The 20,739-nt window shown below is 43.1% G+C and carries 16 protein-coding genes; 9 read left to right on the top strand and 7 right to left on the bottom strand.

Annotated elements, in window-relative coordinates; genetic code table 11:
* Positions 1-273 precede the first annotated feature (273 nt).
* Positions 274-1,713, top strand: a complete 1,440-nt coding sequence (gene pyk, locus G3R49_RS08910) for a pyruvate kinase (protein WP_167869382.1) — start codon at positions 274-276, stop codon at positions 1,711-1,713.
* A gap of 152 nt (positions 1,714-1,865) precedes the next feature.
* Here the strand turns inward: pyk and G3R49_RS08905 are convergent, their stop codons facing one another.
* The 3 genes from G3R49_RS08905 to gyrA all read right to left on the bottom strand — a co-directional run bounded on the left by G3R49_RS08905 (position 1,866) and on the right by gyrA (position 6,521).
* On the bottom strand, positions 1,866-2,405 hold the full coding sequence (locus tag G3R49_RS08905) for a GNAT family N-acetyltransferase (RefSeq protein ID WP_167869381.1): 540 nt from the start codon (positions 2,403-2,405) through the stop codon (positions 1,866-1,868).
* Between the two features lie 67 nt (positions 2,406-2,472).
* A complete protein-coding gene (gene serC / locus G3R49_RS08900) occupies positions 2,473-3,612 on the bottom strand; it encodes a 3-phosphoserine/phosphohydroxythreonine transaminase (protein ID WP_280954599.1) in 1,140 nt (379 codons plus the stop codon).
* A 221-nt stretch (positions 3,613-3,833) separates the two neighbouring features.
* Positions 3,834-6,521 carry a DNA gyrase subunit A gene (gyrA, locus tag G3R49_RS08895; protein ID WP_167869380.1) on the bottom strand — a complete coding sequence of 896 codons (2,688 nt, stop codon included), beginning with the start codon at positions 6,519-6,521 and terminating at the stop codon, positions 3,834-3,836.
* Between the two features lie 392 nt (positions 6,522-6,913).
* Between gyrA and ubiG the strand changes: the two genes are divergently transcribed.
* The 5 genes from ubiG to yfaE all read left to right on the top strand — a co-directional run bounded on the left by ubiG (position 6,914) and on the right by yfaE (position 12,922).
* Positions 6,914-7,648 carry a bifunctional 2-polyprenyl-6-hydroxyphenol methylase/3-demethylubiquinol 3-O-methyltransferase UbiG gene (gene ubiG, locus G3R49_RS08890; protein WP_167869379.1) on the top strand — a complete coding sequence of 245 codons (735 nt, stop codon included), beginning with the start codon at positions 6,914-6,916 and terminating at the stop codon, positions 7,646-7,648.
* A gap of 114 nt (positions 7,649-7,762) precedes the next feature.
* On the top strand, positions 7,763-8,431 hold the full coding sequence (locus G3R49_RS08885) for an HAD family hydrolase (RefSeq protein ID WP_167869378.1): 669 nt from the start codon (positions 7,763-7,765) through the stop codon (positions 8,429-8,431).
* A 686-nt stretch (positions 8,432-9,117) separates the two neighbouring features.
* Positions 9,118-11,406, top strand: a complete 2,289-nt coding sequence (nrdA, locus tag G3R49_RS08880) for a class 1a ribonucleoside-diphosphate reductase subunit alpha (protein WP_167869377.1) — start codon at positions 9,118-9,120, stop codon at positions 11,404-11,406.
* A gap of 54 nt (positions 11,407-11,460) precedes the next feature.
* Entirely contained in the window at positions 11,461-12,591 is a 1,131-nt protein-coding gene (nrdB, locus tag G3R49_RS08875) for a class Ia ribonucleoside-diphosphate reductase subunit beta (RefSeq protein WP_130597317.1), read from the top strand.
* Complete coding sequence (gene yfaE, locus G3R49_RS08870) at positions 12,566-12,922, top strand: class I ribonucleotide reductase maintenance protein YfaE (protein ID WP_130597318.1); 357 nt, start codon at positions 12,566-12,568, stop codon at positions 12,920-12,922. The genes nrdB and yfaE overlap by 26 nt, the downstream gene beginning before the upstream one ends.
* A 42-nt stretch (positions 12,923-12,964) precedes the next feature.
* Here yfaE and G3R49_RS08865 read toward each other — a convergent pair whose 3' ends face one another.
* Positions 12,965-13,852, bottom strand: coding sequence for a LysR family transcriptional regulator (locus G3R49_RS08865; RefSeq protein ID WP_167869376.1), 888 nt, complete (start codon positions 13,850-13,852; stop codon positions 12,965-12,967).
* A gap of 236 nt (positions 13,853-14,088) precedes the next feature.
* On the opposite strand from G3R49_RS08865, the gene G3R49_RS08860 reads away from it, so the two are divergent.
* Positions 14,089-15,495 (top strand): MATE family efflux transporter, encoded by a 1,407-nt coding sequence (locus G3R49_RS08860; protein WP_167869375.1) that lies wholly within the window; start codon positions 14,089-14,091, stop codon positions 15,493-15,495.
* Positions 15,496-15,547: 52 nt separating this feature from the next.
* Here the strand turns inward: G3R49_RS08860 and G3R49_RS08855 are convergent, their stop codons facing one another.
* The 3 genes from G3R49_RS08855 to G3R49_RS08845 form a co-directional block, all read right to left on the bottom strand.
* The gene (locus G3R49_RS08855; RefSeq protein ID WP_245335294.1) at positions 15,548-16,072 is read right to left on the bottom strand and encodes a YciI family protein; all 525 of its coding nucleotides are present in this window, start codon (positions 16,070-16,072) and stop codon (positions 15,548-15,550) included.
* 113 nt (positions 16,073-16,185) lie between these two features.
* The gene (locus G3R49_RS08850; protein WP_167869374.1) at positions 16,186-17,442 is read right to left on the bottom strand and encodes a sensor domain-containing diguanylate cyclase; all 1,257 of its coding nucleotides are present in this window, start codon (positions 17,440-17,442) and stop codon (positions 16,186-16,188) included.
* Between the two features lie 116 nt (positions 17,443-17,558).
* Positions 17,559-18,221 carry an SDR family oxidoreductase gene (locus G3R49_RS08845; protein WP_130597322.1) on the bottom strand — a complete coding sequence of 221 codons (663 nt, stop codon included), beginning with the start codon at positions 18,219-18,221 and terminating at the stop codon, positions 17,559-17,561.
* Between the two features lie 263 nt (positions 18,222-18,484).
* Between G3R49_RS08845 and G3R49_RS08840 the strand changes: the two genes are divergently transcribed.
* Positions 18,485-19,357: a polysaccharide lyase family 7 protein gene (locus G3R49_RS08840; RefSeq protein WP_245335293.1), complete on the top strand. Its 873-nt coding sequence runs from the start codon at positions 18,485-18,487 to the stop codon at positions 19,355-19,357.
* A gap of 336 nt (positions 19,358-19,693) precedes the next feature.
* Positions 19,694-20,662 carry an FAD:protein FMN transferase gene (locus G3R49_RS08835; RefSeq protein WP_167869373.1) on the top strand — a complete coding sequence of 323 codons (969 nt, stop codon included), beginning with the start codon at positions 19,694-19,696 and terminating at the stop codon, positions 20,660-20,662.
* Positions 20,663-20,739: the final 77 nt, after the last annotated feature.

Raw genomic sequence — 20,739 nt, 5'->3', positions numbered from 1 at the left:
CGAATTTGGTAATTTTATTTACAGATTGAATCAGGTTGGCGACAAGTTAAATTACTTAACAAACGCTCAAAGGCTGAACTATTATGATAGTTCGGCTTTTTTTATGTCAAAAACCTAAAGTCTGTCACAAAAATTAAACACCAATATGGTCTATTTTGATTGTAACTTTACTACATTTTTTACTTTAGTCTGTTAGAATGAATCCATCTTAGAAGTACCAAGTTAGCAGCTGTACTTTTAATTTAAATTTGATAATCATTAACGGAGTTTCTCATGTTCCGCAGAACAAAAATCGTTACGACCCTTGGTCCAGCTACTGACCGCGATGATAACTTACGCAAAATCATTCAAGCCGGTGCTAACGTCGTTAGGTTAAACTTCTCTCATGGCACACCTGAAGATCACCTAAAGCGCGCGACAGATGTACGCAACATTGCTAAAGAGTTGGGCAAACATGTTGCTATCTTAGGTGACTTACAAGGTCCTAAAATTCGTGTTTCTACTTTTAAAGACAACAAGAAAATTCAACTTAACCTAGGTGACGAGTTCATTCTAGACGCTGAACTGGGTAAAGGTGAAGGCGACGAGAAGCAGGTTGGTATTGACTACAAACAATTACCTCAAGACGTAACCGTTGGCGACATCTTGATGCTAGATGACGGTCGCGTACAGCTTCGTGTTGAGCGTGTTGAAGGTCAAAAAGTAATTACTAGCGTGACTGTTGCTGGCCCTTTAAGCAACAATAAAGGTATCAACAAACAAGGTGGCGGCCTTACTGCTCCTGCCCTAACCGACAAAGACCGCGCAGACATCAAAACTGCCGCGATGATCCAAGTTGATTACCTAGCCGTTTCTTTCCCACGTACTGGTGCTGACCTTGATTTGGCGCGCTCACTTGCAGAAGAAGCCGGTAGTAAAGCATTAATCGTCGCTAAAGTTGAACGTGCTGAAGCAATCGAAAGCCAAGAAGCAATGGATGATGTTATCAATGCATGTGACGTTGTAATGGTTGCACGTGGTGACTTAGGTGTTGAAATTGGCGATGCCGCGCTAGTGGCTGTACAGAAAAAACTTATCCTTCGTGCACGTCAGTTAAACAAAGCCGTGATCACTGCGACGCAAATGATGGAGTCAATGATTTCTAGCCCAATGCCGACTCGCGCAGAAGTAATGGATGTTGCAAACGCTGTTCTTGATGGTACCGATGCGGTAATGCTATCTGCAGAAACTGCGGCCGGTGACTTCCCTGAAGAAACAGTTAAAGCCATGGCAAATGTTTGTGTTGGCGCTGAAACGCACCCAAGTGTTACAGCTTCTAAGCATCGTTTAGATCAGAGCTTTAGTTCAATTGAAGAAACTATCGCACTATCAACTATGTATGCAGCGAACCACTTAGAAGGTGTTAAAGCGATTATCTCGCTAACTGAATCTGGCCGCACATCTAAGCTAATGTCACGCATCAGTTCGTCGTTACCAATTTTCGCGCTTTCTCGTCACGAGAAAACACTGGCGAAAATGGCATTGTACCGCGGTGTACAACCTATGCACTTTGACTCTACTCAGTACCGTGCTGACGAGTTAGCAAAAGCAGCGCTTGAATCAATGGTTGAAGCCGGTTACCTGAAATCTGGTGACATGGTACTGATGACCAAAGGTGATGCAATGGAAACAATCGGCGGCACTAACACTTGTAAAGTACTGGTTGTAGCTTAACAGCGCATAGCCCATTTCCAGAGCAAGTAACGAAAACGGTTTAGCCAAAAGCTAAACCGTTTTTTATTTGCTGATTCTGTTTAGAGCTTTCTAGTTAGCTATTCTCAACTTTCGGTGATGGTTCGGACTGAGCTAAGCTAATTAACCATTCGCTAAATAGTCTTGCTGTAATACACAACTTTAATATCTGGCATTTCATTATCAGGCCCTTGCGATACAAACTCCATCCCGAGCTTTTGCATGACATTAATTGATGCTTTGTTCTCTGGCACTGCAATTGCGCCAACAGCTTTGATGTTATCATCTAGTGATACACAGTAATCGACAACCGCTTGTGCAGCTTCAGTCGCGATGCCTTTGCCCCAGGTTAATTGCTTTAACCGCCAGCCAACTTCAAGCTGATCCATTTTGGGATTGTCAGTAAAGAAATCCAATGGCCTAATCAAGATCCAGCCGGCAAAGGTTTGCGAGTCATTTACGATAATTTTCCAAAGCCCCCACCCTTTTTCAGGATCAAGGTATTTAGCCAGTCGTGGGATAAAGAGTGCTTTCGCATCTTCATAGCTTGTGGTTTTACCACCCGTGATATATTTCATCACTTCAGGGTCACTATCAAGATCAACAAATAAATCGATGTCGTCTAAAGTCATCATCGACATAGTTAACCGACTCGTGTTGATCTTATGCTTCATGTTTCTATTTCCTTATCAATAACTGTGCTCTCTGCTCTCTGCTTCGAGCTTTGGTTTTCAAGTTTCTTTAGCTGTTTGCCTTAGCAAAAGCCTGCATAAATTTAACCAAAGCTTGTACGCCTTCAAGTGGCATTGCGTTGTAAATGCTTGCGCGCATACCACCGACAATACGATGACCTTTTAACGTCAGCAAACCGTGTTCTTCAGCTTGTTGCAAAAAGGCTTGATCTAAACTTGAGTCTGCTAATTGAAATGTCACATTCATGCGGGAGCGATTACTTGCAACTACACCGTTTTTGTAAAACGGATTGTCATCGATGCATTGATATAGCAGCTCAGCTTTTTGCTGATTAACTTTCGCAACTTGACTTACACCACCTTGCTTTTTAAGCCACTTGAACACTAGCGATGCCAAGTACCAGGCATACGTCGGCGGCGTGTTGAACATAGAGTCATTTTGCGCTGCTATCGAATAATCCATTACCGAAGATTGAGTTAGCTTTGGCAAGCTAAGCATGTCATCACGCACGATAGCGATTGATAACCCTGATGGGCCAATATTCTTTTGTGCCCCGGCATAAATTACCGCATAACGGCTCACGTCAATCTCACGCGACATAATGGTGGACGACATGTCTGCAACGACAGGCCAAGGGCTATTTAACTCATCAAAGATTTCAATACCGTCGACTGTTTCATTAGGACAATAATGAACATAGCGATATTGTTTCTGACCAGCTTGTTTTAGTTGCTCAAGATCAGGTAAAACGACTTTTGATTTGTCGTCGTCCTTTTCAACAATATTCATTTCGTCAATGGCATCTTCGCCTGCAATGAGCTTAGCTTCTTTGATAGCCGAGCGAGACCATTGACCACTGGTAAGATAAAGAGCGCGGCCATTATCACCAAGAAAATTGGTGACAACATTAGTGAATTGCGCGCGCCCGCCGCCATGCATGAATAGCACCTTGTAGTTATCAGGAATATTCATCAGCTGGCGCAGATCAAGCTCTGCTTGTTTGGCTAAGGCAACAAATTCTTTACTACGGTGACTGATCTCCATTACCGACACGCCCATACCATTCCAGTTAACGAGTTCGCTTTGAGCGATAGCCATTACCTCTGTTGGTAACATCGCCGGCCCTGCACAGAAGTTGTATTTTGGCGTTTGACCTGGTTTTTGGGTAGTTAAAGTCTGCTGGTTCAGTTGGCTAGTCACTCTTCACTCCTTAAGTGATTAATGCGAATGATAAATTGCGGTAGATGCCTAATACTAGGCAGTTTATGAGGTGATGAATAGTGTTAATTTGCCCTATAACACTGAAAAAAACTCATTTTTTCGATACAAACAAAATGAGCACCCAAAGGTGCTCATTTATCTGTTTAGTTGGCACTAGCAGGTGTAATTCCTAGTGCTTAACTTATATGCTACTCGTCAGATGACTCTTCGCTAGCAGCTTGTTCGCCGTCAGTTGATTCAGCCACTTCGCCTTCGATGATAGGGTTGCCCTCTTCATCAAGCTCTTGTTCTGACTGAATTTCATCAATGCGTTGCAAACCAACGACTTTCTCTTCTTCTGCGGTGCGAATAATGGTCACACCTTGGGTGTTACGACCAATAATTGAAACGCCTTCTGCAGCAGTACGAACTAATGTACCTTTGTCAGAGATAAGCATGATTTCATCATTTTCACCAACTTGCGTTGCACCAATAACTGCGCCATTACGCTCGCTAACTTTGATAGAAACCACACCTTTAGTGCCGCGAGATTTAGCTGGGTATTCAGTTAGCTCAGTACGCTTACCGTAACCGTTTTCAGTTACCGTTAAGATTGCGCCATCGCCTTTAGGTACGATAAGTGAAACCACTTTTTGATCGCCTTCAAGCTTAATACCACGAACACCTGTTGCGGTACGTCCCATAGCGCGAAGTGCAATGACTTCTTCACCCGTTTCTGGGTCAATCTTCACTTCACCGGTTTCAGCATCACGTGCTTTCTCATTAAAGCGTACTACTTTACCTTCGTCTGAGAACAGCATGATGTCGTCATTACCATTAGTAATATCAACACCAATTAGCTGATCGCCATCTTTCAGATTCACAGCAATAATACCGTTTGCACGAGGGTTGCTGTAGGCAGTTAATGCTGTCTTCTTAACTGTACCGTGCGCTGTCGCCATAATGATGTACTTATCATCGGCGTATTCACGAACCGGTAAAATTGCAGTAATGCGCTCGCCATCTGCTAGCGGTAGCAAGTTAATGATCGGACGACCACGTGCAGTGCGGCTCGCTAATGGTAATTGGTATACCTTCAACCAGTACATCTTACCGAAGTCAGAGAAACATAAGATGGTGTCGTGAGTATTAGCAACAAGTAGCTTCTCAACGAAATCTTCATCTTTCACTTTCGTTGCTGCTTTACCTTTACCACCACGGCGCTGAGCTTGATAGTCAGTTAGCGGTTGGTACTTGGCATAGCCAAGGTGAGAAAGCGTCACGACAACGTCTTCTTCATTGATCAGATCTTCAAGGCTCATATCAACTTCATTTTGGTTGATTTGAGTGCGGCGCTCATCACCGTATTGCTCAAGGATCTCTTCTAGCTCTTCTTTGATGACTTCCATCAAACGAACTGGGTTATTAAGAATATGTAATAGGCCTGCGATGAACTCTAATAGCTCTTCGTATTCTTGTAAGATCTTCTCATGCTCAAGGCCGGTTAAGCGGTGTAAGCGAAGTTCAAGAATAGCTTGTGCTTGTTGCTCAGTTAGGTAGTACTGACCATCGCGGATACCAAACTCTGGCTCTAACCATTCAGGGCGCGCTGCATCATCACCTGCTTTTTCAAGCATGCCTTTAACATTACCTAAATCCCAACCTTGTGCGACTAACTTAACTTTCGCTTCCGCTGGGGTTGGAGAGTTTTTAATTAGCTCGATAACAGGGTCGATGTTGGCAAGTGCGATGGCTAGTGCTTCAAGAATATGTGCACGTTCGCGAGCTTTACGTAGCTCATATACAGTACGACGAGTAACAACTTCACGGCGGTGAAGAATAAAGCTCTCTAGCATTTCCTTAAGGTTGAACAACTTAGGCTGACCATTGGTCAATGCCACCATGTTGATACCAAAAGAGCATTGCATTTGCGTTTGAGCGTACAGGTTATTAAGTACAACCTCGCCTACTTCGCCGCGCTTAATTTCGATAACGATACGCATGCCGTCTTTGTCAGACTCATCGCGCAGGCCTGAAATGCCCTCAATACGCTTATCTTTAACTAGCTCAGCAATCTTTTCAATCAGGCGCGCTTTGTTAACTTGATAAGGAATTTCAGTAACAATGATGCGCTCGCGACCATTTTCTTCTTCAATGTCTGCTTTGGCGCGCATAACAGCGCGTCCACGGCCTGTTTTATAAGCATCAATAATGCCCTTTCGACCGTTGATAGTTGCAGCTGTTGGGAAGTCAGGGCCAGGAATGTGCTCCATTAACTGCTCAATTGAAAGGCTTGGCTCTTCAATTAATGCTAAACAGCCTTGAACGACTTCAGTTAAGTTGTGCGGCGGAATATTGGTTGCCATACCAACCGCAATACCTGAAGCACCATTAACAAGTAAGTTAGGAATACGGGTTGGCAATACCGCTGGAATTTGCTCTGTACCGTCATAGTTAGGTACATAGTCAACAGTTTCTTTATCTAAGTCTGCAAGTAAAGAGTGCGCTAACTTCTCCATACGGATTTCGGTGTAACGCATTGCCGCTGCAGAGTCACCGTCTACCGAACCAAAGTTACCTTGACCGTCAACCAATGTGTAACGTAGCGAAAATGGCTGCGCCATACGTACAATTGTGTCATATACAGCAGAGTCACCATGTGGGTGATATTTACCGATTACGTCACCGACGACACGAGCGGATTTTTTATATGGTTTGTTCCAATCGTTTTTAAGTTCGTTCATCGCAAATAACACGCGACGATGAACCGGCTTTAAACCGTCACGAACATCAGGAAGCGCACGACCAACGATTACACTCATGGCGTAATCTAGGTACGAGTTCTTCAGCTCGTCTTCAATGTTAATTGGCGAAATTGATGATGCCAGATCAGTCATAAACTGCTCGTTCCCCTGAAAATTAGCTTACTGCAAAACTTCCATATTACAGTTTGGCTTTTAAACGTGATTTGGCATTCTAACACAGAATAATATTGGTGCTAGGGCTAAGGAGCGTCATTTGATTTTTTGTAGTAAATTTCTCGTAACAGCTTGTTATTCAGGCAGGTATTTACGTCTGAATGCTTAAAAAAACGCCATCGTTTTCTGGGCATTTTAATAAAAGCTATGAGGTGCTCAATTGCTAACCTCGATAACATTAAACGTTGGCTCATATATTGGGCAAAAACTGACCGATTATCACCTTGGCGGTGAAATTGTGATTAATAAGCTATTCACGCTGAAAATCTTGTCGCTATAATGGCGAGCATTATAAAAAGCAAGGTAGCGTTATGACACACTCTCCGTCTGAACAATCATCTCCATCGCTAAATGTCGATCCACAAGAAATTGCTAAATTTGAAGCTATGGCAGAAAGTTGGTGGGATCCAAATGGCGACTTTAAGCCTCTGCATCAACTCAACCCACTGCGCCTTAACTATATCGATCGCACCAGTAAGGGCATCTTTGGTAAACAAGTATTAGATGTTGGTTGTGGCGGCGGAATTCTAGCCGAGAGCATGGCACGCATTGGTGCAAATGTTACCGGCTTAGATATGGGTGAAGAGCCGTTAGAGGTAGCTAAGCTACATGCTCTTGAAGCAGGTGTGAACGTAAATTACCTTAAAAACACGGCTGAAGCGCACCGTGATGAGCATAAAGAATATTATGATGTGGTGACGTGTATGGAAATGCTAGAACACGTACCAGACCCGCAGTCTGTCATCCAAGCATGCTGCGACATGGTTAAACCGGGTGGTTATGTGTTTTTCTCAACCATTAATCGCAATCTCATGTCGTATATTCAAACCATTGTCGGCGCTGAGTACATTTTAAAGATGTTACCTGTTGGCACTCATGAGCACGCAAAGTTTATCAAGCCTTCAGAGCTTATTGCTTTGGTTGATAACACCGACCTTATCTGCCGCGATGCGTTAGGAATTACCTATAACCCACTTTCTGGCGTCTTTAAGTACACACCTAGTGTCGATGTTAACTATATGATTGCGACGCAAAAGGTTGACTAACCTTCTACATAAATTCGCTATACATCAAATATAGTACTCGTACTGTATAACTTAACAATCGCACATCAATAATACATTAATGTGCGATTTGTTTTGGGCGCTAAGGAATTAATAATGCAAACAAACAGCAACAATGAAATACAAGGTGTACTTTTTGACCTCGATGGCACGTTGGCCGATACTGCCCCAGATCTTGTTGCTGCGCTCAACGATGTATTACTCGAAAACCAACTGCCGACAAAACCTCTTGAACAGTTAAGGTTCGCTGCATCACATGGCAGTTTGTTCCTAGTAAAAACGGCGCTGCCTGACGCTGATGAAACCTTGCAGCATACGCTTCAACAACAAATGCTTACTCGCTATCACCAAATCAATGGCTCACACGCTAAGTTATTTGCGGGTATGGATGAATTACTCGATAGTTTAGATGCTAAGCAAATTCCCTATGGCATTGTGACCAACAAACATGCCCGTTTCACCCGCCCTCTAATGGCAGCACTAGGTTTAACTCAACGCTGTCAGACAATCATTAGCGGGGACACTACCAAGTTCCCTAAGCCTAACTGTGCACCTATGCTACTTGCCGCGCAGCAATTGGGTATCGACCCTGAACACATCTTGTATATAGGCGATGCAGAGCGCGACCTAGCGGCCGCTCAAAACGCTAACATGATTGGCGGCGTTGCCTTATGGGGTTATTTGAATGAAACAGATACACCTGATGAATGGCCTGCGCGATATCGCTTCGGATCAGCACAGGACTACCTGGCGCTATTCAAGTAGCCTTATTAAGGTAAATAGTGCAGCGCTAGTTTTGCATTGCTATCGCAGCTCTTCTGCTCAACCTTAGGTAATTTCAAAGTCGTCAATTTGACCAAGCTCTAATGTTAGTCTGTTACTTTTCAGTGGACTCATTGTCTAACAGATGTGTTTTTGTTTGGGCAACGTATAGTTCCCAGGTTGCTAGATAGATTTAAAGCGACATCAAGTTTGAGAAAGACTGCTTAAAATTTTGCCGATCACATTTGTGAATGGTGTTTATTTTAGCGATCAATCCGTTCTAATTTTAATGTTAAAAATCTGTTGCATTCGCAGAATATGCCTGTAGCTCTGCCCTTTAGCAAACCTGCATAATTAAGCGAATAAACATCCTCAACTTATCCACAGGATGTTATCGAAATTGCAGCTTGCAAATCCGCTAAAACCTCACTATCTTGTATCATTAATTTCTAACAGCACTATATCTTGTGTGTTGCTGTTGATGAAATACACTACACTTAGGGTTAGGTTAACCATAAAAATCCCAATATATATGGGGTGCGCTTAAAGTTTAACCGCTTGTTAATCCAGAGCGTGAATATTAAGGCGACAATAATAGTGAACTGGACTCAACTATTTCTGATCGCGTATTTGATCAACACAAAACTGCACCAGCAGATATTGATAATAAAAACCAAGGCAAATCCTTAATGAATAGCAACATGATGGTCACTAAACGTAGTGGCGAACGCGAAACTATTGATCTAGATAAAATCCACCGAGTGATCACTTGGGCGGCAAAAGGACTCAACAACGTCTCAGTATCAGAAGTGGAGTTACGTTCTCACTTACAATTCTTCGACGGCATTCCTACCGAAGCTATCCACGAAACCATTATTAAAGCCGCTGCAGACTTAATTTCTCCGGAATCACCTGATTACCAATTCCTTGCCGCTCGCTTAGCTATTTTCCATCTACGTAAAAAAGCATTCGGTCAGTTTGAGCCACCGAAGTTGTATGACCATGTGACTCAATTAGTTGAGATGGGAAAATACGATCAACATATTCTTGCCGATTACACCCGTGAAGAAATAGATACTTTAGATAGCTACATTGACCACTGGCGCGATATGAACTTCTCATACGCTGCGGTTAAACAACTTGAAGGTAAGTACCTGGTTCAAAACCGCGTGACCCAAGAAGTTTATGAAAGTGCTCAGTTCCTATACATGCTGGTGGCAGCTTGCCTGTTTGCAAAATACCCAGCTGAAACGCGCCTTAAGTATGTAAAAGATTTTTACGATGCCACATCGACATTTAAGATCTCACTGCCTACGCCAATTATGGCTGGTGTGCGCACCCCTACTCGCCAATTTAGCTCATGTGTACTCATTGAATGTGATGACAGCCTGGATTCAATTAATGCAACAGCGTCATCAATCGTTAAGTATGTGAGTCAACGCGCTGGTATTGGTATTAACGCAGGTCGCATTCGTGCGCTTGGTAGCCCTATTCGTGGCGGCGAAGCATTCCATACAGGTTGCCTACCGTTTTATAAGTACTTCCAAACCGCAGTTAAGTCCTGCTCGCAAGGCGGCGTGCGCGGTGGTGCAGCAACGCTGTTCTACCCAATTTGGCACTTAGAAGTTGAGTCGTTACTTGTTCTTAAAAACAACCGTGGCGTTGATGATAACCGCGTGCGTCACCTTGACTATGGTGTACAATTAAACAAGTTAATGTACCAGCGCTTAATCCAAGGTAAAGACATTAGCTTGTTCAGCCCATCAGACGTACCTGGCCTTTATGATGCATTCTTTGCCGATCAAGCTAAGTTTGAAGAGCTTTACGTAAAATACGAAGCAGATGAGAGCATTCGTCGTAAGGTGCTAAAAGCAGTCGATTTGTTCTCACTTATGATGCAAGAGCGTGCCTCTACAGGTCGTATCTACGTACAAAACGTTGACCACTGCAATACTCATAGCCCGTTTGACCCACAAGTTGCGCCAATTAAGCAATCGAACTTGTGTTTAGAAATTGCGCTGCCAACTAAGCCACTTAACAACATCGACGATCCAAATGGTGAAATTGCCCTTTGTACGTTATCTGCACTTAACCTAGGTGCAATTGAAAACTTAGATGAAATTGAAGTGCTAGCCGACCTTGCTGTGCGCGCGTTAGACAACCTACTTGATTACCAAGACTACCCGATTAAATCGGCGCACCTTGGTTCAATGAATCGCCGCACCTTGGGTATAGGTGTTATTAACTTTGCAAACTATCTTGCTAAAAACGGTAAGCGTTACTCAGACGGCTCAGCCAATAACCTGACCCATAAAACGTTCGAGGCAATTCAGTTCTACTTATTAAAAGCGTCAATGAATCTGGCTAAAGAACAAGGTGCTTGTCCGCTATTTAACGAGACCACTTACGCTAAAGGTATTCTGCCTATCGATACCTACAAGCGCGCGCTTGATGAAATTTGTGATGAGCCATTGCATCTTGACTGGGAAACGCTGCGTAGTGACATTCAAACTCATGGCCTACGTAATTCAACCTTGTCTGCACTTATGCCATCAGAGACTTCATCGCAAATATCAAACGCCACTAACGGTATTGAGCCACCACGCGGCTTAATTAGTGTTAAAGCGAGTAAAGACGGTCAGTTGAAACAAGTTGTGCCTGACTTTGAAACCTTAAAGCATGATTACGAACTACTTTGGAACATGCCAAGCAATGAAGGTTACTTACAACTTGTTGGTTTAATGCAGAAGTTCGTTGACCAGGCAATTTCAGCTAACACTAACTATGACCCTGCGCGTTTTGATGATCAAAAAGTACCAATGAAAGTGCTGCTAAAAGATTTGTTAACTGCGTACAAGTTAGGTGTGAAAACCCTTTACTATCACAACACTCGTGACGGCGCGTCTGATCAACATGATGACATTACCTCTGTTGAGAAAGAAGACAACGATTGTGCCGGCGGTGCGTGCAAGATTTAATAATAATTAATATGAAATCGCGGGGGCTGCCCCGCTTTTTTAGGAACGGAAATAATGGCTTACTCTACTTTTTGTCAAACACCTAATGATCCAACTAACGAGCCAATGTTCTTTGGCCAGCCAGTGAACGTTGCACGCTACGATCAGCAAAAATATGAAGTATTTGAAAAACTCATTGAAAAGCAGCTGTCTTTTTTCTGGCGTCCAGAAGAAGTAGACGTTAGCCGTGACAAAATTGACTATGGTTCATTACCTGAACATGAAAAGCACATTTTCATCTCAAACCTTAAGTACCAAACACTGCTCGACTCGATTCAAGGCCGCTCGCCAAACGTCGCGTTTTTACCTTTAGTGTCGATCCCAGAGTTAGAAACCTGGATTGAAACCTGGTCATTCTCTGAGACAATTCACTCTCGCTCCTATACGCACATCATTCGTAATATCGTCAATGACCCATCTGCTGTATTTGACGATATTGTACAGAACGAGCAAATTCTCAAGCGTGCTGGCGATATCGCGCATTTTTATGACCACTTGATTAAATTGACTCAAGTAAATGAGCTACATGGTGAAGGCACCCATGAGATCAACGGTGAAACCATTACCGTTAATTCTCGCGAGCTTAAAAAAGCCCTGTATCTTTGTATGATGTCGGTTAACGCACTAGAAGCGATTCGCTTTTATGTAAGCTTTGCATGTTCCTTCGCTTTCGCTGAGCGCAAGCTTATGGAAGGTAATGCAAAAATCATTCGATTAATTGCTCGCGACGAAGCACTTCACCTCAATGGTACTCAGCATATCTTACAGCTAATGCAAGGCGGTAAAGATGACCCTGAGATGGCTGAAATTGCCAAAGAGTGTGAGCCTGAGGCATTTAATTTGTTCTTAGAGGCTGCTGAGCAAGAAAAAGAATGGGCAAAATACCTGTTTAAAGACGGCTCTATGATTGGCCTTAACGAGCAAATCCTTTGCCAGTACGTTGAGTACATCACTAACCAACGTATGAAGTCAGTTAACCTGATCCAGCCATACGAAGACAGAACTAATCCGCTTCCATGGATGAAGAACTGGTTAGAAAGTGATGCAGTACAGGTAGCACCTCAAGAAGTGGAAGTCTCTTCTTACCTTGTTGGGCAAATTGATGCCTCGGTAGATAGCGATGAGTTTGCTGACTTTGACCTATAACAATCCATTTAAAAAAGCGCCGATTGTTAGCGTTAAAGGGCAGCCCGTACTGCTCTTTAACGACGACAAAACTACCCTGCTTGAAGCACTTGAATACAAAAAAATAAAAGTATTCTCTGAGTGTCGTAACGGGTATTGTGGCGCCTGTAAAACAAAAGTGTTAAGTGGTAGCGTGACTTACCACACGCCGCCACTTGTCGCGTTAGAAAAAGATGAATGCCTGCCTTGCTGCTGTCGCCCAGATTCAAATTTAGACTTGGCTATCGAGCAAGACATCAGTACCCACCCAGGGGTGGTTGCGCTGGCTAGTAAGATAAAAGAACCAGCATAGAGGCGAGTTAATACAATACTAGCCCTTGCGTTGATATACCTGTTAACGCCTAGTCTGCTTAAACATGGTTTCAAGCTCGGCAAATAACCACTCTAGAACTTCGCCAACTCCTTTATCTCGGCGCTTAACCACACCAACCTCAATCAATAACGACTCAGGAATATGGTAAGTGTCTAGCTCTACCAAGCCGTGCTCGATATACCAATCTGAGCGAGCAACATGCTCAGGCACAAGCGCCCAACCGATACCACGCGTCACCATACCTGTAATGTAGTAATAACTATCCAGCATCCAGTAATTAGGTGATATTGGCTTACTCGCTTTGCCTTGCAGATCGCAAATCACTAACTGCCGGTGGTTAACCAACTCCGTTAAGCTCGGGCGTTTGGATTTAGCTAACGGGTGTTTTTCAGATACGATCAAGGTTTGGTAAAACCTATCAACCGAGTAGTACTCTAACTGCTCACTTAAATCATCGGCGCTGAAAATAATACCAATGTCCGCTTTGCCTTGTTCAACCCAGGCTGAAATGTCACTGCGAGTACCGTTAATAATCGTGAGCTTTAACAGAGGATAAACTTCAGCGAGCTGCATAAACATCAGCTCAAACGGGTCAATTAATACCGCTTCATCCATGGCAATCGTCAAAGAGATCTCAACTTCTTTGGTGACTGACATGGCGCGGGCTTCTAATCGCTGACATTGAGCCAGCACTGCGATTGCTTCGGAGTAAATTTGCTTCCCGTCTTGCGTGAGCACCGGCAGTTTTGCGCTGCGATCAAACAAGGTTACACCTAGATCTAACTCAAGATTGGCGATAGCACTACTGACTCTTGATTGCGCTTTACCCAGCTTTCTGGCGGCGGCAGAAAATGAGCCTGCTTCGACCGAGCAGACAAAAGCTTGCAGTTGATCTAGTGACCAGTTCAACGGTTTCTCCTTACGACAAGTCAGGTTTTACGTATAAACCGTTTGTTAAGAGTTATCACCCGTAAATACAACGCATGTATACGCCAAACGGATAGAAGCTAACTTTGATATATACAATTTTCAGTCATAATCCACTCTCAATCAACAATAGTCAATCAACTCTTAACGTGCTTGTCGTTTCCCTAGTACGTGATAAATCGATAACGCGACAAGCTAACAATGACAACAGTAGCCCTATGACACATACAACGACCAACAGAACTGATGCGAACGCGAGTTCAGTACGCAAAACATTTTGGAAGTATGCCATTCCATCCATTGCCGCTATGGTGGTCAGCGGTCTATACCAAGTAATCGATGGCATATTCGTCGGACATTTCATCGGTGCATCAGGGCTTGCCGGTATTAATCTTGCGTGGCCAATCATTAACATGGTCGTCGGTTTTGGCATGCTAATCGGTATGGGCGGCGGCAGCTTATTGTCAATCAGCCGCGGTGAAGCCAACCAAACTAAATCAAAACAAGTCTTAGTTAACGCTCTGGTTTTATTGTTGTTGCTCTCTGGCCTAATTACCACAGTCATCGCGCTCTTCGGTACAGACTTGCTGCTGCTTCAGTCAGCAACAGATAACAGCCTTGCGATGGCGCAAAACTACATGCAGATCTTCTGTTACGGCGCCTTATTCACTGCAGGCGCAACAGCGTTACCTTTAATGATCCGCAACGATGGCAATCCTAATTTCTCGACCTGGTTACTGGTCGCAGGTGCAGGGTTAAACATCGTTTTGGATTACTTGTTGATCGGTCAGTTCGCGATGGGGCTAACAGGTGCAGCAATCGCAACGTTAATCGCTCAATTAACAATCTGTGTGATTGGTATCGGCTATTTCTTCAGCGGATATGCCAATACACGCTTAACAATTAGCAGCAAATTGATATCAAAACAGCAAATACAAGCCATTCTAAACGTGGGGCTTTCAAGCTTCTTCATGTTTATCTATTTCAGCTTTATTTTGTCAGTGCACAATCGCTTGTTACTGGAGTATGGCAACGAAGTCCATGTTGCTGCGTTTGCGGTCATTGGTTATGTTGGAACCTTGTTCTACCTACTGGCTGAGGGTATTTCTGGCGGTATGCAACCACCAGTTAGTTACTATTTTGGTGCTAAACAATACAAAAATGTACGTGCTACCTTATTGTTGGCATTAAAGATTGCCGCAAGCATTGCAATCATTACTGTGGCAACCATTAATCTGGTGCCTGAGTTAGTAGTGAGTATGTTTGTTAGCAACGATGCAACCTTAGTTGCTGAAACAATAAACGGTATGCGCTTACATCTGCTTGCTTTACTGCTAGATGGAGTGATGTTTATTGCGACTATGTATTATGTTGCAATTAATAAAGGAGGGTTGGCGACCAAAATATCTGTCGCTAACATGGCGATTCAAATCCCTTTCTTACTGATTCTGCCGACAATTTGGGGAATAAACGGTATTTGGCTTGCTGTGCCTATTTCTAACCTAGCGCTTTGTACCTTATTGCTACCGACTTTTATTAAAGAGTTACGTACGCTTAACGCAAAAGCGGATAAGGAAAGGTATGCATCAACTACAGACAATATCAACGAACTAGCGTCGGCGTAAGGTTAGCTAGAGCATGTAGTTGAACGGCAAATACCAATCTAAACGCGCTTGCTTAAAACAACGTTTTGGCTACTTGCTTGTGCAGTTCATTAATCTCCATTAAAGCCGCACTTCCATACCAAGGCACTAACTCCATGGATAAGCTACCAGCTTTAATTGCAGGGTCTGTTGCAGTTAGCGCCTTGGCCTCGGCCACCGTTTCGACATCGAATATATAAATACCGCGAAGTTCACCATCGCCAAAAAATGGCCCAGCTAGCACTAGCTTTCCCTCTTCAGCCAATCGACTGATATTGGCCATATGAGCAGCTTGGAGTTCATCGGCCTCATGTTTGGGTCTATCACGGCTTGGACCTTTACGTAAAAACGCCATCACGTATCGCTTCATACCATATTCGTCTGCGCCTACAGACTTAGCTTTATGCTCAACATAATCTGGATTGGCCATCGCTTGTTGGCTTAGACAAACTGGCACCGTCAGTGCTACAGCCAATAATGAAAAAGCGAGCTTTCTGGCGTGCATATTAAATAGATTAACACTGCAGTGTGGTTTACTAGAGCGAAATGCTAATTTCATATTCGTGCTTTCCTTGCTAAATCTAGGTTTTGATCTGAAACTAGAGCGTTAAATATATGAGTTTAAATGTCAAAAACGGCTAAGATGCGCTTTTTAATTAATGCCACTGAACACTAGCTGGCGGGGTCAAAACTACTCACCACGCGGTTTTTGCCGCGAGCTTTGGCAAGGTAGAGATACTTGTCAGTGGTATTAACCAACTCATCTATACGTGTTTGATTGAGCTCGGTGTCTATCACGCTTACCCCAATACTGGTGGTTGCATTAAACTCCCCTAGCCTATGTTCAAACTGGCAGCGAGCAAACTTCTGGGTTATTGACAGTGCTAATTCACGCGCATGGATTTCATCGATATCGGTCAGGAATACGATAAATTCTTCTCCGCCCCAACGTCCAACAGCACCTTGACTTGATAACAGCTTAAGTTGTTGTTTTAGAATCTTGGCAATGGATTGGATCACAACATCCCCGGTTTGATGACCGTAGCGATCGTTTATCAATTTAAAATCATCAATATCAATTAATAGACAAAACAACTTACGTTGCCGATAAAATAATTTGCTTAGCCACTCGTTGATGGCACTACGGTTATAAAGATCGGTTAAGCCGTCGTGAGTGGCTTTGTAGGCGAGCGCTTTTTCATACTCAACCTTGTCGGTGCAATCTTCAATAACAACCTGAACCGCGCTTTCACCTTGCCATTCAATTACATTGTCATATACATTGAAAAATCGACGTTTGCCATCAAAACAGATGTTCTCGACAACCTTACTTTTACCGATAAGTTTACCTTGTAAGATTTCGTCATACTTATCAGCCATTAACAGTCTATCTTCTGGCGGGATCACTTCAAGGATAGAGTCTAACGCCATCACCTGCTCAATAGACTCTGCGTGCATAGCATTAACCCATGCCTGGTTAAGCATTAATGGTTTGAATTGCCTGTGTACCATAATGCCTTGCCCTGAGTTCATGATCAGCTGACGGTATGCTTGCTCCTGCTCCCGAAGTTTATTTTGCGCTTCGACGACGATAGACAGATCGATTACGGTAACTTGCAGCGCGTCACGTCCTTGCCACTTGATAACATGATCAACCGAAAACACGGTAAACTCTCGGCCATGCCTATCAACATTCTTAAAAGTATGCCCACGAGGAACAATCGTGCCCGCGATGGTGTCGTGATAATTTTGTACTGCTGCTTGATGATAGGTTTTAGGAATAAGATCTAAAAATGACTCGATACTTTCGAGCAATTCAGCCGCAGAATCATAGCCATAAATCTTGGCATAATTCTCATCAACGTTAACGACGTTTAAGTCTTGAATAATGACGACACCATAGGTGGAGTCAATGTTAAAACCCGGCATATCGAGTAATTTTATCCTGAATTACAGTAACTAATGACAGTATAGACTCTAAATAATCTAAACTCAGGTTAAGTCAACACGAGGTGACATCACTGTCATTAATCAACCAATAAACACTACCAAGGTAGCTGTTGGCCATTGGAGTGATAGAAAACACCTGTATTTTGCAGCGATAGCTGTGCAATCAAATTGGCGATACGCGTCGCCGCTACATCAGCGCTAATGTCACCGCGACCACCAACCATATCGGTTTGAACATAGCCTGGATGATATATTCCTACTGACACATTATTTAATCGTAAATCATGACTTAACGATTTAGATGCAGCGTTCAGCGCGGCCTTGGACATACGATAACCATAGCGCCCACCTGAAGTGTTGTCTTCAATCGAGCCCATTCTAGAAGTGATCATCGCGACTTTTGCGCCGGATTTAAGCTGCGATTCCAATCGCTCTACGATTAACAAAGGCGCCAAGGTATTGACTTCAAATTGCTGTTTTATGGTTTCAATATTCAGACTTCCAAGCTGTTCGTCGCGCAAAATACCTGCATTGCAAATCAAGATATCTAGCTCAGCACCAGCTAGGCCTTGTGCAATAACATCTAATCCTTGGTCAGTTGTGACTTCTGCGCCAGTAATCACGTTAACGCCCAGACTCTCAAGCTCTGCGTTTGAGCTCCGGCATAACGCATATACCTTTGCACCTTGAGATTGATAATAGCGCGCAAATTCTAAGCCTATTCCTCTATTGGCTCCGGTAATCGCAACTGTTTGCATCTATCGCTTCCTCATTTTTTTAGTTGAGATTGTTTTCGACTATTAAACCAGCTTAATTAAGTGATTAATACTGGCAAATTTAATATTTACAACTCATTGAGGAGTATCACCTTATCTGTACAGAGCTCGGTTTAATCACAAAGTCACTACCAAAAAATAAGATCTAGTCCACAAACTATTTGTATTATTATATTTAAAATCTAGTCAACCTTAGAATTACAAACAAGATTTACAACATAAATTGACGGACGAGAGACATAAATATGAAAAAGGTCATTCCATTAACTATCGCATTAGCGATGACCACAGTTGGGTGCGCTGCAACAGATACGGTAGTAAAACCAGACTTTCCTATGAAGCCACATAATGGCGTTAAAGTAGCGCCTGCTGAGTACAAAAAGTTCGACTCAATTTTGAGTGAGTCTAAACTGCAGATTTCAGAACCGAATGCAAAACCAGGCTCTAAGTATGAGCTTGCTAAAGACAGTAACTTCAGTGGTTTAGTCAATGAGCATTTTTATGTCGATCAGGGATCTGAAGCACTTATTGTGAGTATGGAAGGCTACAAACTACGTAACGAATTGCGAGTTAAAAATAACTTCCCATCAAACCTAGCTGATACTTTCTATCAACTGTCAGCCGATGTCATGCCTATTGACCCTCGCGGTGCAATGGAAAACAGCCCTTCTAAAAATGATGCGATGACCTATCTACAAGTTCATAATAAAGGCACCGATGATGATGGAACTGGTTACATTCCCCATCCACTGCTGCGTATCGTCTATGAAAAAAGTCGTAAGGGTTATGACGACTATTACTGGGCAATCATTAAGAACAATGCAGTTAATTGCTCATCAAAAAGTGGCAACAAAGGCTCAGCTGAGTGTAAAAATGCCTACTTAAAGCTGCCGCTTACTGCCTATGACAGTGAGCAGCCAACCCACTTTGATATTATCGTCGGTGATCAGAAGTTGGTCGTTAAAGTGGATGGTGTCACCAAAGTTAATCACGATATTAGTTATTGGAAACACCTATTAAGTTACTTCAAAGCCGGCGTGTATAACCAGTTTGAAAATGGCAAAGGCGAAGCACATTTCTACAATCTAGAATACAAGGTTAATAAAATTGCGCCCTAGTGTGACAGCTCTATTAGCTCACTAGTTCTATGTACGAGAGACCATTGCCTGAACACTAGGTTTTGGTAATGGTCTTCAATCGTCCTCGCCCCGAGCACTTTGCACTTTGCACTTTGCACTTAACACCGAGTCGCAGATAGTAGATTCCAGGTGTTGTATCGAGTATCGAGTGTAAAATGCTAGGTTAATAGTTAACATTTCCCCTTACGCACTAGACAATAATTCCTTAAACTGACAGCACTATAATTCAAACAAATTCTTATTATGCGTTCAGCTGTCATCACTACATGTTCAAAACTACGCCATAGAAAGTTTATCACCAACAAACTGATTGTTATGTCACTCATGCTGCTTTGCACTAATGTTCAGGCTAAATGGTATCAACATAGTTTCGATGTTATGGGCACTCGCGCTCACGTAGAGTTTTATCTCGATTCTGAGAAACTTAAACTTGAGGAAGGAGAGCAAACGAGTAAACAGCTTATCGCTGAGGTCAAAGCAGAGCTTAATCGCATCGAACAATCCATGAGCCCGTATATAGCAAGCAGTGAGCTTTCTGAGGTGAATCTGAAAGCGGCTGAAAAGCACGTAAAAGTTAGTAAAGAATTTTTTAAGCTGTTAAAACAAGCTGAGCAAATCGCCAACCTTACCCAAGGGGCGTTTGATATTACCTATGCATCAGTTGGTTATCACTATGATTATCGCGCCAAGCAAAAGCCAAATGAAAATACTATCCAAACCTCACTCGATGCGATTAACTACCGAGCTGTGAAATTAGACGACAATTCGACTACCGTCACGTTTAGTCACCCAAAGACAAAGATTGATCTGGGCGGCATAGCTAAGGGGCATGCAATCAAGCAAGCGATTAACTTGCTAAAAGATGCTGGAGTAAAACATGCGTTAGTCAGCGCAGGAGGTGATACTTTGTTACTTGGCGATCGAGTAGGAAGACCTTGGCTGATTGGTATCAAACACCCTAGAGCTGAAGACAAAACAGCAGTAAGGTTGCCGTTAGAAAACGAAGCAATTTCAACATCGGGGGATTATGAGCGCTATTTCATTGAAGATGGTCAACGCTACCACCACATCATTAACCCACAAACGGGCGACTCAGCACGAAAAGTCGTTAGCGTATCGGTAATTGGGCCTGACGCCACCTATACCGATGCTCTTTCAACCGCCGTGTTTGTACTTGGTTTACAAGATGGAATGAATCTAGTTAACCGCTTAAAAGAATTTGAAGCTGTGATTATCGATAACCAGCAAACAATGCATTTTTCAACAGGTCTGCAGACAAAATAAACATTGTATAGCTGGTTAATTCCATATTACGACAACAAGAATACGTGCCGCTGTGTTTATCAGGCATTTAGTCTCAG

Source organism: Shewanella sp. WXL01, from assembly GCF_012263345.1.
In the GTDB taxonomy this organism is placed as follows: Bacteria; Pseudomonadota; Gammaproteobacteria; order Enterobacterales; family Shewanellaceae; genus Shewanella; species Shewanella maritima.
This window is presented reverse-complemented; position numbering and strand designations above follow the sequence as displayed.

What these genes read in the sequence shown, in the direction of transcription:
- pyk (WP_167869382.1), top strand. Translation starts at nt 274, where the DNA reads ATGTTCCGCAGAACAAAAATCGTTACGACCCTTGGTCCAGCTACTGAC.
- G3R49_RS08905 (WP_167869381.1), bottom strand. Translation starts at nt 2,405, where the DNA reads ATGAAGCATAAGATCAACACGAGTCGGTTAACTATGTCGATGATGACT.
- gyrA (WP_167869380.1), bottom strand. Translation starts at nt 6,521, where the DNA reads ATGACTGATCTGGCATCATCAATTTCGCCAATTAACATTGAAGACGAG.
- ubiG (WP_167869379.1), top strand. Translation starts at nt 6,914, where the DNA reads ATGACACACTCTCCGTCTGAACAATCATCTCCATCGCTAAATGTCGAT.
- G3R49_RS08885 (WP_167869378.1), top strand. Translation starts at nt 7,763, where the DNA reads ATGCAAACAAACAGCAACAATGAAATACAAGGTGTACTTTTTGACCTC.
- nrdA (WP_167869377.1), top strand. Translation starts at nt 9,118, where the DNA reads ATGAATAGCAACATGATGGTCACTAAACGTAGTGGCGAACGCGAAACT.
- nrdB (WP_130597317.1), top strand. Translation starts at nt 11,461, where the DNA reads ATGGCTTACTCTACTTTTTGTCAAACACCTAATGATCCAACTAACGAG.
- yfaE (WP_130597318.1), top strand. Translation starts at nt 12,566, where the DNA reads ATGAGTTTGCTGACTTTGACCTATAACAATCCATTTAAAAAAGCGCCG.
- G3R49_RS08860 (WP_167869375.1), top strand. Translation starts at nt 14,089, where the DNA reads ATGACACATACAACGACCAACAGAACTGATGCGAACGCGAGTTCAGTA.
- G3R49_RS08855 (WP_245335294.1), bottom strand. Translation starts at nt 16,072, where the DNA reads ATGAAATTAGCATTTCGCTCTAGTAAACCACACTGCAGTGTTAATCTA.
- G3R49_RS08850 (WP_167869374.1), bottom strand. Translation starts at nt 17,442, where the DNA reads ATGCCGGGTTTTAACATTGACTCCACCTATGGTGTCGTCATTATTCAA.
- G3R49_RS08845 (WP_130597322.1), bottom strand. Translation starts at nt 18,221, where the DNA reads ATGCAAACAGTTGCGATTACCGGAGCCAATAGAGGAATAGGCTTAGAA.
- G3R49_RS08840 (WP_245335293.1), top strand. Translation starts at nt 18,485, where the DNA reads ATGAAAAAGGTCATTCCATTAACTATCGCATTAGCGATGACCACAGTT.
- G3R49_RS08835 (WP_167869373.1), top strand. Translation starts at nt 19,694, where the DNA reads ATGTCACTCATGCTGCTTTGCACTAATGTTCAGGCTAAATGGTATCAA.